The sequence below is a fragment of the Herbidospora yilanensis genome, assembly GCF_001570565.1.
In the GTDB taxonomy this organism is placed as follows: Bacteria; Actinomycetota; Actinomycetes; order Streptosporangiales; family Streptosporangiaceae; genus Herbidospora; species Herbidospora yilanensis.
Window position 1 is genome coordinate 132,315 of sequence record NZ_BBXE01000023.1, and the last position, 14,294, is coordinate 146,608.

At 70.3% G+C, this 14,294-nt stretch carries 12 protein-coding genes; 7 read left to right on the top strand and 5 right to left on the bottom strand.

Going from position 1 to position 14,294, the window contains the following annotated elements:
* Positions 1-184 precede the first annotated feature (184 nt).
* Positions 185-2,017: a VanW family protein gene (locus AW273_RS17950; protein ID WP_157555891.1), complete on the top strand. Its 1,833-nt coding sequence runs from the start codon at positions 185-187 to the stop codon at positions 2,015-2,017.
* On the opposite strand, the gene AW273_RS17955 is transcribed toward AW273_RS17950, so the two are convergent.
* Positions 2,014-3,117, bottom strand: coding sequence for a PQQ-dependent sugar dehydrogenase (locus tag AW273_RS17955; protein WP_062349480.1), 1,104 nt, complete (start codon positions 3,115-3,117; stop codon positions 2,014-2,016). The genes AW273_RS17950 and AW273_RS17955 overlap by 4 nt on opposite strands.
* A gap of 40 nt (positions 3,118-3,157) precedes the next feature.
* On the opposite strand from AW273_RS17955, the gene AW273_RS17960 reads away from it, so the two are divergent.
* The 6 genes from AW273_RS17960 (at position 3,158) to AW273_RS17985 (ending at position 10,809) form a co-directional block, all read left to right on the top strand.
* Positions 3,158-4,069, top strand: coding sequence for a 2-hydroxyacid dehydrogenase (locus AW273_RS17960; protein WP_062349481.1), 912 nt, complete (start codon positions 3,158-3,160; stop codon positions 4,067-4,069).
* 150 nt (positions 4,070-4,219) lie between these two features.
* Positions 4,220-6,889, top strand: coding sequence for a putative bifunctional diguanylate cyclase/phosphodiesterase (locus tag AW273_RS17965; protein WP_232327480.1), 2,670 nt, complete (start codon positions 4,220-4,222; stop codon positions 6,887-6,889).
* 171 nt (positions 6,890-7,060) lie between these two features.
* Positions 7,061-8,851, top strand: a complete 1,791-nt coding sequence (locus tag AW273_RS17970; RefSeq protein ID WP_083949850.1) for an acetolactate synthase large subunit — start codon at positions 7,061-7,063, stop codon at positions 8,849-8,851.
* Positions 8,851-9,375, top strand: coding sequence for an acetolactate synthase small subunit (gene ilvN / locus AW273_RS17975; RefSeq protein WP_030456565.1), 525 nt, complete (start codon positions 8,851-8,853; stop codon positions 9,373-9,375). The genes AW273_RS17970 and ilvN overlap by 1 nt, the downstream gene beginning before the upstream one ends.
* A gap of 32 nt (positions 9,376-9,407) precedes the next feature.
* Entirely contained in the window at positions 9,408-10,397 is a 990-nt protein-coding gene (gene ilvC, locus AW273_RS17980; RefSeq protein ID WP_062349573.1) for a ketol-acid reductoisomerase, read from the top strand.
* A 181-nt stretch (positions 10,398-10,578) separates the two neighbouring features.
* Positions 10,579-10,809 carry a hypothetical protein gene (locus AW273_RS17985; protein ID WP_062349483.1) on the top strand — a complete coding sequence of 77 codons (231 nt, stop codon included), beginning with the start codon at positions 10,579-10,581 and terminating at the stop codon, positions 10,807-10,809.
* On the opposite strand, the gene AW273_RS36355 is transcribed toward AW273_RS17985, so the two are convergent.
* From AW273_RS36355 to AW273_RS18000, 4 genes are all read right to left on the bottom strand, one after another.
* Positions 10,771-11,232, bottom strand: a complete 462-nt coding sequence (locus AW273_RS36355; protein WP_083949851.1) for a Clp protease N-terminal domain-containing protein — start codon at positions 11,230-11,232, stop codon at positions 10,771-10,773. The two genes, AW273_RS17985 and AW273_RS36355, sit on opposite strands and share 39 nt — an antisense overlap.
* A gap of 114 nt (positions 11,233-11,346) precedes the next feature.
* On the bottom strand, positions 11,347-11,883 hold the full coding sequence (locus AW273_RS17990; RefSeq protein WP_062349484.1) for an FHA domain-containing protein: 537 nt from the start codon (positions 11,881-11,883) through the stop codon (positions 11,347-11,349).
* A gap of 50 nt (positions 11,884-11,933) precedes the next feature.
* Positions 11,934-12,800 (bottom strand): CAP domain-containing protein, encoded by an 867-nt coding sequence (locus AW273_RS38680; RefSeq protein ID WP_062349485.1) that lies wholly within the window; start codon positions 12,798-12,800, stop codon positions 11,934-11,936.
* A 163-nt stretch (positions 12,801-12,963) separates the two neighbouring features.
* Positions 12,964-14,289, bottom strand: a complete 1,326-nt coding sequence (locus tag AW273_RS18000; protein ID WP_062349486.1) for an MFS transporter — start codon at positions 14,287-14,289, stop codon at positions 12,964-12,966.
* Between the last annotated feature and the right edge of the window lie 5 nt (positions 14,290-14,294).

Consider the following 14,294-nt stretch of genomic DNA (forward strand, 5'->3'; position numbering starts at 1 on the left):
GACATATCCAGAAGAGGGTGCTTTAGGGTTAACTGAAGGGAGTTTCCCCTGAGCCGGAGGAGAGCAAGGCGTGCGGAACGCCGAAGCGTCCATCGACCCGCCGACGGATCCGTTCGGGACGGACTCTGAGGCGGTCTCCGCACGTAAACACCCGGTTCGCGCGGGCGGTTCGTTGCCCCCGGGCGTGACGTCCGACATCTTCGGCAGCGCCCCCCTCGTCAAGTCGCCGCCGTCCGACGCCTCGTTACCGCCGCCGGCCAAGGTCGAGGTCTGGCCGGTCGCCGCGCCGCGCAAGGTCACCATCGCGCCGCTGCCCGCCGAGGTCGAGGATCTGCCCGAGGAGGGGCCGGGGTTCCGCTGGGTGCGGCCCGCCCTGTTCGCCGTGGCGGGGCTCCTGGTCCTGCTGTACACCGTCCCCGCCTTCCTCATGGCCGGCAACGTCTATCCGGGCACGACCGTGCTCGGCGTCGACGTGGGCGGGCTGAACGCCCGCGAGGCCGCCGACCGGCTGACCACGGGGCTGGTCAGCGCGGCCACGAACGCCATCGTGGTGCGCCACGGGACCAAGAGCGAGCGCATCAGCCCCGAGCGGAGCGGCCTGTCGATCGACATCCCGGCCACCGTGCGGGCCCTGCCCATGGGGTTCCCCAGTCCGGCCGACATCTGGCGGGCGATGACCAACGGGCGTGAGGTGACGCCGGTCGTCCGGGCCGACAGCGGACGGCTCGGCGAGGTCGTCTCCACCCAGGTGGCGCAGGCCATGGAACGGCCGATGGTCGAGGGCGACGTCACCTTCGACGGCCTGCGGCCCCAGCCGGTCTACCCGAAGGAGGGGAGCACGCTCGACGTGCCCCGAGTGGTCGAGGCGGTGCGCGACGCCTACCTCAACCCCGACGTCATCGTCGACGTCAAGCCCGTCCAGGCCGCTCCGCGCGCCACGCGCGAGGGCGTGAACCGGGCGGTGGCCTGGGCGCGCAGGGCGGTCGCGGCGCCGGTCACGCTGACCTACGGGGGCGTCTCCCTGGAGCTCGCGCCGGTCGACATCGCGGCGGCGCTGAGCTTCGTGCCCGGCGAGACCGGCGGGCTGGAGGCCCGGTTCGACGCCGCCGTGGCGACGCGGGGCATGCGGTTCGTGCCCGTGCAGGAGGCGCCCCGCGACGCGACCTTCGTCATCGAGGGCGGGCGGCCCAAGCTGGTGCCCGGACGGCCCGGCATCGGGATCGACACCTCCAAACTGGGCGCCCAGATCATCGCCATCCTCGGCCGCCAGAGCAGCCGGACGGTGACCGTGCCGATGACCCTGCTGAAGCCCGGCCTCGACGACAAGGAGGCCGCGGCGATCGGCATCGAGACCGAACTGGTCAGGGTCGACATGAGCTACAGCTGCTGCCAGCCCCGCGTGACCAACATCAAGGAGACCGCGCGGCGCGTCAACGGCCTGATCGTCCGGCCCGGCGAGACGTTCTCCCTGAACCAGGCGACCGGGCTCCGCGAGGGACGACCCGGATACGCAGGGCCCGCCGAGCCGGTCGAGATCCGCGGGGAGCAGGGCCGGGACGTGCCGGGGGTCTCGGTCGCCGGGACCGTCCTCTACAACGCGGCCCTCCGCGGCGGCCTCGACATCGTCGAGGCGGTGCCGCACGAGTCGTTCCTGCCGCCCTACCCGGCCGGGGTCGAGGTGGCCGTCTCCTACCCGGGGCCCGACCTGGTCTGGCGCAACAACACCGACTACGGGGTGCTGATCCAGGCCTCCGCCACCGACACGGTCATGACGGTGTCGTTGTGGGGGACCAAGACCTACGACGTCACGATCACCCAGAGCAGCCGCACCCGGTTCACCTCCACCCCGGCGCTCCAGGGCCCCGAGTCGGGCTGCGTGGCCTCGGTGGGCAGCGCCGGGTTCACGATCGTGACGACCCGCGAGCGGGTGCGTCTCGACGGCACCGCCGAGACGCCGGAGGACTGGAAGACGGTCTACCGGCCGCGCCCCGAGATCGTCTGCTCCGACGCCGACTAACGTCCGGGGATGACCAGGATGCGGTCGTCGCCGTTCTTCGGGTCGCCGCGGCCGTCGCGGTTGCTCGTGCCGACCCACAACGAGCCGTCGGGCGCCGTCGCGACCGACCGCAGGCGGCCGAACTCGCCCTCGTAGAGCGCCTCCGGGCGGCCCGCCGCCCCGTCTTGGGTCACCGGGACCTTCCACAGCCGCTCGCCCCGCAGCGCCGCCGCCCACACCGCGTGGTCGGCGTAGGCCAGGCCCGAGGGGGACGCCTCGTCGGTCGACCACGTCACCAGCGGGTTGACGAAACGGTCGTCGGCGGCGACGCCCTCGACCTCCGGCCAGCCGTAGTTGCCGCCCGCCCGGATCAGGTTGAGCTCGTCGAAGGTGTTCTGGCCGAACTCGGTGGCGTACATGTTGCCGCTCTCGTCCCAGGCCAGGCCCTGGACGTTGCGGTGGCCCATGCTCCAGACGAGGGTGCCGAACGGGTTCTCGGGGGCCGGGTCGCCGTCGACCGTCATGCGGAGGATCTTCCCGGCGAGGGAGTCGCGGTCCTGGGACAACCCCCGATCGCCGATCTCGCCGGTGGAGGCGTACAGGAAACCGTCGGGGCCGAAGGCCAGCCGGCCGCCGTTGTGGTTGCCGCCCTTGGGGATGCCGGTCACGATCGGCTCGGGGTCGGACAGGGCGCCGTCGTAGCGGTAGCGGACGATGCGGTTGTCCTGGGCCGAGGTGAAGTAGACGAAGATCTGCCTGTCGCGCTCGTACTCGGGGGAGACCGCGAGGCCCAAAAGGCCGCCTTCTCCCGACGCGGCCACCCCGGCCACGGTGCCGACCTCGGTCTTCCGGCCCGACGGGGCCACCTGGACGATCTGGCCCGAGTCGCGCTCGGTCACCAGCGCCTCGCCGGTGGGCAGGAACGCGATGGCCCACGGCACCTCCAGGCCCTCGGCCAGCGTGCGCGGACCGTCCGCGGGAGCGGAGGTCTCCGACGCCGTCGCGGCCAGCGGGGTCGGCGTCACGCCCGTGCCCACTCCGGTCTCCGCCGTGCAGGCGGCGGTGCAGCCCACCGTCAGTGCCGCCGCCAGCGTGAGCAGCCCGGTCCGGCCTACGCGCATCAGTTACACCCTTCTGTACCGGTCATTAGGGTTGTCCCCTGTGAAGATCTGGGTGGCCCCGCAGGCCGAGTCCGCTGTCCCGACTGACCTGGCCGACGTCGAATACACGCTCTTCGACGGGCGCGACCATCCCGAGCCGCCCGGGGCCGAGGACGTCGAGGTGTGGGTTCCCCCGCTCATCCCGGTGCCGGACATCTCGGAGCTGCTGTCGCGGATGACACGTTTGCGCCTCATCCAGACGGTTACCGCCGGGGTCGAACCCTACCTGCCTCACGTCCCCGATGGTGTGTTGCTGTGCAACGCCAGGGGCGTGCACGACGCCGGAACCGCCGAGTGGGCGGTCGGCGCGATGATCGCGATGCAGCGCGAGTTCCCCCTGTTCGTGCGCGCCCAGGAACAGGGCCGCTGGGCCTATCGGCACACGGGTGTGCTGGCCGACTCCACCGTGCTCATTCTCGGGTACGGCTCCATCGGCGCCGCCCTCGAACGACGGCTGGCCGGGTTCGAGGTCGACGTGATCAGAGTCGCCAGGAGCGCCCGCGACGGCGTCCACGCCGAATCGGAACTGCCCGACCTGCTGCCCCGGGCCGACGTCGTGGTGCTGCTGGTGCCGGCCACGGCCGGCACCAAGGGCATGGTCGACGCCGCGTTCCTGGCCCGGATGAAGGACGGCGCCCTGCTCGTCAACGCCGCCCGCGGGCCCGTGGTCGACACCGGAGCGCTGCTGGCCGAGCTCGAATCGGGCCGGCTGCGGGCGGCGCTCGACGTCACCGACCCCGAGCCGCTGCCCGAAGGGCATGCGCTCTGGAAGGCGCCCCACCTGTTCATCACCCCTCACGTCGCGGGCAGCACCCCCGCCTCGACCAGGCGCGCACTCGTCTATGTCGAGGCACAGCTGCGAAGGCTGCACGACGGCCGTCCGCTGACCAATATCATCAGCGGGGGCTACTGAATCTGGTTCCGGACCGTAGCGAGGCCGTGACCTCGGGTCCGTACCGTGAATTCCTGTTTATCAGATCGGTGACGACTGGGCCGATGTCTCCATCAGGGGCGGCACCGGCGCGCAAACTGACGATGTGACCGGAAGTAAAGGGCGACGAGCGTGAACGGCACGCGTGACCCCAGGGTCTCGCTCATCGCCGCTGCCGGGCTCGGCGCGGCGGTCATCGCCGCTGCCCTGATAGCGGGGGGATCGGCCTCCGCGGTGACGGCGGTGGCGGGCCTGGTGACCGGCCTGCTGGCGGCGGTCTCCCTCGTGGTGGCCTCGGGCCGCGTCATCTCGGGCGAGCGCGACACGGGCGACAGCGCGAGCGACCGCCGAGAGGCCGTGGGCTGGCGCTGGCTGGCCGGCGGCGCGCTCACCTGGCTGGCCGGGATCGGCGTGCGGCCGGTGGCCGAGGGCACCGCCTTCGTGCTCACCTTCGCCGACCTGATGCTGCTGGTCGGGGCGCTGCTGCTGATGATCGGCTGCTGGCTGACCTCGTTGCCGCCGCCGCAGAGCCGCGGCCTGTTCCGCCAGATCAGCGACGGTTACCTGTCGGCCGCCTCCCTGTTCGCGATCACTTGGGCGCTGCTGCTCGCGCCGATGTTCGCCAAGGCCGAGGAGCCGGGCGCCTTCTACACGACCCTCGCGCTGCCGCTGCTGTGCCTGCTGGCGACCTGCGCGGCGGCCCCGTTCGTCGCGGTCTCCCGGGCGGCCAACCGGGCGGTCGGACTGGCCGGGCTCGGGGTGTTGTCCGCGGTCACGGTGGCCGAACTGGCCACCGCCGTCTCCCGCCTCAACGGCGTCGACCCGGTGATCCCGGCCGGGCTGGTCGCCCCCCTGGGATTCCTCGCCCTGGCCGTCGCTCCGTGGATCGAGGAGGCCGGACGCCGCCGGGTGCCCTCGGATCAGCGCAACGCCGCCACGCCTCCCGTGGTGGTCACCGTCACCCCCTACGCGCTCGTGCTCGCGGCCGTGGCCGTGGTGGCCGTCAAGGCCGTCGGCGCCACCGGCGACGTGCTGATGCCGGTCGTCACCGTGTCGGCCGTGGCCGTGTTGCTGGCCCGGCTGCTGATCGTGATGTTGTCGGCCGACGGCATGCGGCGGCAGATGGTCGTGAGCGAGCGGCAGCTCCGGCAACTGGCCGAGAACACCGGCGACGTCGTGCTGATGGTCGACCTCGAAGGGGTCGTACAGGAGATCAGCGACGGCGTCGAGACCACCTACGGCTACCCGCCCGCGAGCCTGCTCGGCCAGCCGATCGTCGACTACGTCCACCCTGAGGACGTGCCCGTCATCCAGGCGCTGCTGCGCCAGCTCGCCGAAGACGACGGCAACATCGAGCGCTACGGCACCTGCCGGCTGGCCTGCCGGGTCCGCGCCGCCGACGGCACCTGGCGGCCCACCGAGTCGGTGGCGACCCGCGACGTCCGCCGCGAAGACCTGATCCTGGTGACCACCCGCGACGTCTCCGACCAGGTGGCGCTACGCAACCAGGTCACCCACCTGACCTTCCACGACGGCGTGACCGGGCTGCCCAACCGGGCCTACTTCGAGGAGCGCACCCGCGAGGTGCTCGCCCGCTCGGCCGGCACCGCCGTGATCTTCCTCGACCTCGACGGCTTCACCGGCGTCAACGACTCCGTCGGCCACGCCAGCGGCGACTACCTGCTCGGCCAGGCCGCCCGGCGGCTGCGCCAGGCCCTGCGGGCCGACGACACGCTCGCCCGGTGGGGCGGCGACGAGTTCGCCGTGCTACTGGAGGCCGGGGCCGACGCGCAGATGGTCGTCGACCTGGCCGAACGCCTGGTCCGGGCGGTCTCCCAGGAGCCCTTCCGGGTCGCCGACCGCGACATCGCGCTGACCGCGTCCGTCGGGGTGGCCTTCACCGAAGACGACACCTCGGCGGCCGACCTGCTGCGCAACGCCGACGTGGCCATGGCGCGGGCCAAGGGCCTGGGCGGACGCCGGGTCGAGGTCTTCGCCGCCCACATGCACGCCGAGGCCGTACGCCGGCTCGAAACCGCCGCCGACCTCCAGCGGGCCCTGCTCGACCAGCAGTTCGCGATCGAATACCAGCCCGTGGTCGACCTGGCCACCTCCCGCGTCACCGCCGTCGAGGCGCTGGTGCGCTGGTGCCGGGGGAGCGGCGTGTTCACCCCGCCCGAGCAGTTCCTCGGCACGGCCGAGGACACCGGCCTGATCGTGCCGCTGAGCGAGTGGATACTGCGCGAGGCCTGCCGCGAGGTCGCCGAATGGCGCGCGGCCAACTGGGACATCGGCCTGTCGGTCAACCTGTCGAAGCGCCAGATCATGGCGGCCGGCTTCGTCGAGACGGTGTCGGAGGCCCTGACCGACAGCGGCCTGCCCCCCAGCGCCCTCACCCTCGAAGTGATCGAGGAGATGCTGGTGGAAGACGCCGAAGACACCATCGGCAAATTGTCCGACCTCCGCGCGCTGGGCGTCCGTTTGGCGATCGACGACTTCGGCACCGGCTACGCCTCGCTGGCGCTGCTCCGGCAGCTCCCCGTCGACATCATCAAGATCGACCCCTCGTTCGTCAGCGGCCTGGGCCGCGACGAGACCCTCAGCCTCCTGACCCGCACGATCGTGCGCCTCGGGCACGACCTCGGCCTGATCGTGGTGGCCGAGGGCATCGAGCGCCCCGAGCAACTCGACCTGCTGCGCGAGATGGGCTGCAGCCGCGGCCAGGGCTACCTGGTCGGCCGCCCGATGGCCGCCCAGGGAGTGAGCTCCCTCATCCGCACCAGCCTGACGGCCTCGGCCTGACCCGGCCTGTCTCATTTCCTGAGACGTCCGTCCCACCGGATTTGACGACTGCCCGTTTCATCGGACAAGGTGGTTCCATGCATCGCGGTGGGATCCTCCTCGTAGTACTTCGCAGGCGCGCCTGACGAAGTCCGAAGTCCTGCGCGCGCCGCCCCAGTCCCGCTTCAGCGGATGGGGCATTTTTTATGCCGGAACACGCCCAGCTCAGCCTCAAGGAACGAGCCGATGACCGAACAGATGACAGGTGCTCAGGCCCTCGTGCGGGCCCTGGAGCAGGTCGGGGTCGACACCGTGTTCGGGATCCCCGGCGGTGCGATCCTCCCCGCCTACGATCCCCTTTACGACTCCAAGAAGGTCCGGCACGTGCTCGTGCGTCACGAGCAGGGCGCCGGGCACGCCGCCGAGGGATACGCCCAGGCCACCGGCCGGGTCGGGGTCTGCATGGCGACCTCGGGTCCCGGCGCCACCAACCTGGTGACCCCCATCGCCGACGCCTACATGGACTCGGTGCCGATCGTGGCGATCACCGGCCAGGTCGCGTCGGCCGCCATCGGCACCGACGCCTTCCAGGAGGCCGACATCTCCGGCATCACGATGCCGATCACCAAGCACAACTTCCTCGTCACCGACGCCGCCGACATCCCCCGCACGATCGTCGAGGCCTTCCACATCGCGGCGAGCGGGCGCCCCGGCCCCGTCCTCGTCGACATCTCCAAGGACGCGCTCCAGGCGACCACCACGTTCACCTGGCCCGTCCAGATGCAGCTTCCGGGCTACCGCCCGGTCACCCGCCCGCATTCCAAGCAGATCAGGGAGGCGGCCCGGCTCATCGCCGAGTCCAAGCGCCCGGTCCTGTACGTCGGCGGAGGCGTCCACAAGGCGCAGGCGTCGGCGGAGCTGTTCGAACTGGCCGAACTGACCGGCATCCCGGTCATCACGACCCTGATGGCCCGGGGCACCTTCCCCGACAGCCACCGGCAGCACCTCGGAATGCCCGGCATGCACGGCACGGTCGCGGCGGTCGGCGCGCTCCAGCGCACTGATCTGATCATCGCGCTGGGCGCCCGCTTCGACGACCGCGTCACCGGCCGGCTCGACACCTTCGCCCCGTACGCGAAGGTCGTCCACGCCGACATCGACCCGGCCGAGATCTCCAAGAACCGCCACGCCGACGTGCCGATCGTCGGTGACTGCAAGGAGGTCATCGCCGACCTGGTCACGGCGATCAAGGCCGGTTCCGCCCGGGGCGACTACACCGAATGGTGGCGCCACCTCGACGCCTACCGCGAGACCTACGCCCTCGGCTACGAGACCTACGAGGACGGCTCGCTCGCGCCGCAGTACATCATGGAGCGCATCGGCGCCCTGGTCGGGCCCGACGCCATCTACACCGCGGGCGTCGGCCAGCACCAGATGTGGGCCTCGCAGTTCATCGGCTACGAGAACCCGGGCTCGTTCATCAACTCCGGCGGCGCGGGCACGATGGGCTTCGCCGTCCCGGCCGCGATGGGCGCCAAGATGGGCCGTCCCGACAAGGACGTGTGGGCCATCGACGGCGACGGCTGCTTCCAGATGACCAACCAGGAGCTCGCGACCTGCGCGCTCGAAGGCGTCCCGATCAAGGTCGCGGTCATCAACAACGGCAACCTCGGCATGGTGCGCCAGTGGCAGACGCTCTTCTACGAGGAGCGCTACAGCAACACCGACCTGCAGTCGGCCCGCCGCATCCCCGACTTCGTCAAGCTGGCCGAGGCCTACGGCTGCGTCGGCCTGCGTTGCGAACGGCCGGAAGACGTCGACGACACCATCCGCAAGGCGATGGAGATCACCGACATGCCCGTCGTGATCGACTTCGTGGTGCACCAGGACGCCATGGTCTGGCCGATGGTCGCCGCCGGCACCAGCAACGACGACATCAAGTACGCCCGTGACATGGCGCCGAAGTGGGAGCACGAAGACTGATGAGCAGGCACACCCTGTCCGTTCTGGTCGAGAACAAGCCTGGCGTGCTCGCCCGGGTCTCGGCCCTGTTCAGCCGCCGCGGATTCAACATCGACTCGCTCGCGGTCGGTCCGACGGAACACGCCGACGTCTCCCGCATGACGATCGTCGTCAACGTCGAGGACCTGCCGCTGGAGCAGGTCACCAAGCAGCTCAACAAGCTGGTGAACGTCCTCAAGATCGTCGAGCTCGACACCGCCCAGTCGGTGCAGCGCGAACTCATGCTGATCAAGGTGCGGGCCGACGCCGACTCGCGCAGCCACGTCCTGGAACTGGTCAACCTGTTCCGGGCGCGCTGCGTCGACGTCGCCCCCGACGCGGTCACCATCGAGGTCACCGGTACGGTCGACAAGCTGGAGGCGTTCGTGCGCGTCCTTGAGCCGTTCGGCATCAAGGAACTCGTGCAGTCGGGCATGGTGGCCATCGGCCGCGGTGCCCGGTCGATCACCGACCGCTCGCTCCGGGCCCTGGACCGGACCGCTTAAGAAACCCTGAAAGGTTTATCGAAGTGACTGAGATCTACTACGACAACGACGCCGACCTGTCGATCATCCAGGGCCGCCACGTCGCCGTCCTGGGCTACGGCAGCCAGGGCCACGCGCACGCCCTGAGCCTGCGCGACTCCGGCGTCGACGTCCGCGTCGGACTCCCCGAGGGCTCCAAGAGCCGGGAGAAGGTCGAGGCCGACGGCCTGCGGGTGCTCAACCCGTCCGAAGCGGTCGAAGAGGCCGACCTGACCATGATCCTCGCGCCCGACCACATCCAGCGCCACCTCTACGCCGAGCACGTCGCGCCGAACCTGGTCGAGGGCGACGCCCTCTTCTTCGGCCACGGCCTCAACATCCGCTACGGCCTCATCGAGGCCCCCGAGGGCGTCGACGTCGCCATGGTCGCCCCGAAGGGCCCGGGCCACCTGGTCCGCCGCCAGTTCGCGGCCGGCCGCGGCGTGCCCTGCCTGGTAGCCGTCGAGAAGGACGCCACCGGCAACGCTTGGCCGCTCGTGTTGTCGTACGCGAAGGGCATCGGCGGCACCCGCGCCGGCGCGCTCAAGACCACCTTCACCGAGGAGACCGAGACCGACCTGTTCGGCGAGCAGGCCGTGCTCTGCGGCGGCGTGTCCGAGCTCATCAAGGCGGGCTTCGAGACCCTGATCGAGGCCGGCTACCAGCCGGAGGTCGCCTACTTCGAGTGCCTCCACGAGATGAAGCTGATCGTCGACCTCATGTACGAGGGCGGCATCCACAAGATGTACTGGTCGGTCTCCGACACCGCCGAGTACGGCGGCTACAGCCGCGGCCCGCGCCTCATCAACGACGAGACCAAGAAGGAGATGCGCCGCATCCTCGACGAGGTCCAGTCGGGCGAGTTCGCGCGTGAGCTCGTGGCCGAGTTCGACGGCGGCCAGAAGCGCTTCCAGCAGTACCGCGACGAACTGGCCGAGCACCCGATCGAGAAGACCGGCGCCAAGCTCCGCCCGATGATGTCCTGGCTCCAGAACCAGGCCTGAGCCGATCACGGCCCCCTTCTCCTCCGAGGACGTCTTCGGGATGAAGGGGGCCGTTCTGCTTTCTCGCCGCGCGGAACCTCTCGCCGTCCATGGTGAAAAGCTCGATTCTCCGTTACGGCTCCGCCTGGCCGGCCATATGGGCGACTCTGGCCTCATCACCCGCCGAGCCGAAGGAGGACCGGTGAGCACGTATCACGTGGCGGCGCAGAAGTGCGGGACCTGGTGGGCGCTGACGGTGGAGGGGCCCGGGCTGTCCCGGCCCGCGCACACTCAGGTCCATCGGCTCGACGAGGCCGAGGACATGGTGCGTGACCTGCTGGCTTTGTCGGCCCTGCCGGGTTCCGGCGACGTCATCGTGGCAGTGCCCCCGGACTCAAGGCCAGACCCAGCCGACCGGAACCGGTTCCCGTAACACGTCGACGACCTGCCGTCGGAAGGCGGCCGGATCCGCCCCGAGGCGGGCAAGAAGATCCGCAGCTCCACCTGCGGCCTCCTCCGCCAATCCCAGCAGGAGGTGTTCGGTGCCGATGTACCGGTGGCCGAGGAGGTGGGCCTGACGCCGTGCTTGTTCCAGAACCGCAGTGATCCCGGTCGCCGTCGGCGGATCGTCGGCCCGGGGCGGGTGGGCCAGGTCTTGGGGACCGGCGCCGAGCTTGTGCAGGCACAGGACCGCGACCCCGTTTCCGTTCTTCAGCAGAGCGGCCATGAGGTGCTCGGGTGCCACCTGGGGAGCATGTGCGGCGACCGCCGCCTGATCGGCCAGTGCGAGCACTCTTTCGGCGTTGGTGGTGAGAAACCGCTCGACAGGCCCTCGCAGCACTCCGCGCGGGAACATGGGGACTCCTCTCGTAACGGTGGAAACCAGGAAAGCCCGGCTCCCTTGATCAGGAGAAGCCGGGCTTGTGTTCGACTGAGAGCGGACGAACCCGCCCGTGCGGAGCACGGGCGATTAGACGGGCACTGAGACCAGGAAGGCGCAGTCGCCGAAGCTGATCTCGTCACCGCTGCGGATGCGGGCCGGGCCCACCAGCCGCCACCCGTTCAGGCGGGTGCCGTTCAGTGAGCCCAGGTCGACCAGCAGCCAGTGGTCTTCTTCTCGTCGCAGTTCCGCGTGGATCCGCGACACGGTCAGGTCGGCCAGCACCAGGTCGCAGGCTGAGCCGCGCCCCACGACATATCGGATCCGGGTGTCTGCCGGCAGTGCGAGGCGGGGGAGCTTGGGGCGGCGCCAGGCCGCCCGCAGGCGGGTGCTGAAGTCGGACACCGAGCCGACGAGGTCGGTGGCCCGTCGCCGGAACCTGCCCCGCTGGGGCAGGTCGGCGACGAGTTGTTCGAGCTCTGCGGCGCTGCGGGCGCGCAGGGCCTGGTCGACCCTGCCGACGAACGTCTCCATGGAGAGGTGGCCTTCGGCCGCCCGTTCACGTAGCTCGTTGAGCGCACGCTCGCGGTCCTCGTCAGAGGCGCGCACGTGTGGCTCGGAGCTCATGTCTGGAGTATCCGCTTTCCGTCAGGCCGGTGTCCAGATAGCCCCTAACCTCAGGGCTTCGCGAAGTCTTGGGTCCAGTATGGCCCACCCGCGACCACGTGACCCACGCCGATGTGCGTGTAGGTGCAATTCATGATGTTGGCCTTGTGGCCGGGGCTGTTCATCCAGCCCTGAACGACCTGGGCGGCCGTCTGGTAGCCCTTGGCGATGTTCTCGCCGGCGGCGCGGAAGCTGAAGCCGGCCTGCTTGAGGCGGTCGCCGAACGAGCGGCCGTCGGCCGAGTCGTGGCTGAAGTAGTTCTTCGCCGACATGTCCGCGGAGTGGTTGAACGCGGCGGTGCGGAGCTTGGCGTCGTGCGTCAGGGGGCCGCAGCCGCCCTTGGCGCGCTCGGCGTTGGTCAGCCGCACGACCTCGTTCTCGACCGCCGTGCCGACGGTGGAGCCGGTGGGGGTGGCCGACGGGGTGGCGCTGGGCGTGGCGCTCGGCGACGTGCTGGGCGAGGCCGACGGCGACGGGGACGGCGCGGGGGCCGGGGTGCACGTGGTGATGTTCACCCGGCGCGAGTTGACGACCTGGCCGAAGCGGCCCGTCACCTGGGTGTAGTAGACGCCGGGGGCGCAGGTCGTGCGGACCCGTAGCTTGGCCGTGCGGACCACCTTGGAGCCGCTCTTGAGCGTCTTGTCCGGTCCGGCGACGAACTGCTTGATCCGCACCCGGACCCGGGTCTTGCCGAAACAGTTGCCGGTGCGGGAGCCGACGGCGGTCAACTGGCCGAGCTGGTTCACTGCCGGCTTGGAGGCGACGATGCGGCAGCGCGCGGTATGTGCCTGCGCCGCCGCCGCGGAGGCGGTCGTCGCCGGGAGCGTCGCTGCCAGCAGCACACCGGCGCAGAAGAGCGCGCGGAGTGAAGTCTTCATGAACTTCCTTCCAGGGGTGGGGGTTCCGAAGCTCTGGAATGGAACCGAAGTATGGCCTGGTCGGAAGTGCTGTGTGAGGAAAACCGTCATATTCGGTGACCTGGCCGAGATCATCCTGTTACGGAATCCCTGATGGCCACGTTCCAGCCGATGGTTCTGTGATTTAGGTCACATCATGTGAAAGCTGGGACATCTTGGCACTGGTGAGGTCGTACTTGAAGGTCATCAGGACGCCCAGGAGGATGATGATCGCCGGCACGATCGTGATGCCGATGAGCACCGCGAACTCGGCGCTCTCGGGCTGGGTGACCGGGTTGGCGGGGTCCGACTCGCGGAAGCCGCCGATTGCCAGGGTCACGCCGTAGATGGTCGCGCCGAAGGCGGCCACCGCGCTCTCCACCGCCGTCCACAGGCCGGTGAACACCCCGCCGCGCCGCTTGCCGCTCACCATGCCGTCGTACGCGATCACGTCCGCCAGCATCGAGAACTGGAGGAGCTGGAGGCCGGCGTACCCGACGCCGACCACGACGATCACCGCGTGGGCGTAGACCGGTCCGAACAGGGGGGTGGCCACGGCCGCGACCGCCCCGCTCATGAACAACACCCCGGAGAGGATCATCGCGCCGCGCTTGTCGAGCTTCTTCGCCAGCCACACCCAGAGCGGCATCGTCACGAGCATCGGCCCGACCAGCGCCGCGAACAGGGTCGTCGTCGCGCCGGTGCTGCCGATCGTGTACGCCGCGAAGTAGGGGGCGCCGGCCAGCATGACGTACGCGCCGAGGGTCTGCGCGCTGCTCAGGCCCAGCAACCACATGAACGGCCTGGAGGTGCGGGCCGCCCTGAGCTGGGCCTTCAGGCTGGCCTCGGGCTCCGACTGGCCGGTGTAGGGCGCGCCCGCGGTGCCGAAGAAGGAGGCCAGCATCGCGAGCAGCAGGATCACGCCGAAGACCAGGCCCATGAGCCGGTAGCCCTCGACGGTGTCGCCCGCGAGGATCGGCGCCAGGATGCCGCTCATGCCGATGCCGATGGCGATGAAGATCATGCGCCACTGGAGCAGCGACGTGCGCTCGTGGTAGTCGTGGGTCATCTCGGCGGGCATCGCCTTGTAGGGGACCTCGTAGAGGGCGTACCCGCTGGCCGCGACCAGGAAGGCGGCCCCGACGAAGAGCGCGGCCGGGACGCCCGTGAGCGGCGGGCCGATGAACATCACCACGAACGCGACCGGCAGGATCGCCGCCCCGCCGAGCAGCCACGGCCGCCGGGGGCCCCACCGCGACACCGTCCGGTCGGACCACTGGCCGACGAGCGTGTTGGCGACCAGGTCCCACGCCTTCGGCAGGAACACCACGACACCGGCCAGCAGCGGATCGACGGCCAGCACGTTGGTCATGTAGATGAGCAGCAGGAGGCCGGGGATCGTGGTGAAGTTCGCCGTGCAGAAGGAGCCGACGGCGTAGCCGAGGCGCACTCGGGTGGGGACCGTGACCATGGCCG

Coding starts and splice junctions, on each gene's coding strand:
- AW273_RS17955 (WP_062349480.1), bottom strand. CDS start 3,117: ATGCGCGTAGGCCGGACCGGGCTGCTCACGCTGGCGGCGGCACTGACG.
- AW273_RS17970 (WP_083949850.1), top strand. CDS start 7,061: ATGGGGCATTTTTTATGCCGGAACACGCCCAGCTCAGCCTCAAGGAAC.
- ilvN (WP_030456565.1), top strand. CDS start 8,851: ATGAGCAGGCACACCCTGTCCGTTCTGGTCGAGAACAAGCCTGGCGTG.
- AW273_RS36355 (WP_083949851.1), bottom strand. CDS start 11,232: ATGTTCCCGCGCGGAGTGCTGCGAGGGCCTGTCGAGCGGTTTCTCACC.
- AW273_RS17990 (WP_062349484.1), bottom strand. CDS start 11,883: ATGAGCTCCGAGCCACACGTGCGCGCCTCTGACGAGGACCGCGAGCGT.
- AW273_RS38680 (WP_062349485.1), bottom strand. CDS start 12,800: ATGAAGACTTCACTCCGCGCGCTCTTCTGCGCCGGTGTGCTGCTGGCA.
- AW273_RS18000 (WP_062349486.1), bottom strand. CDS start 14,289: ATGGTCACGGTCCCCACCCGAGTGCGCCTCGGCTACGCCGTCGGCTCC.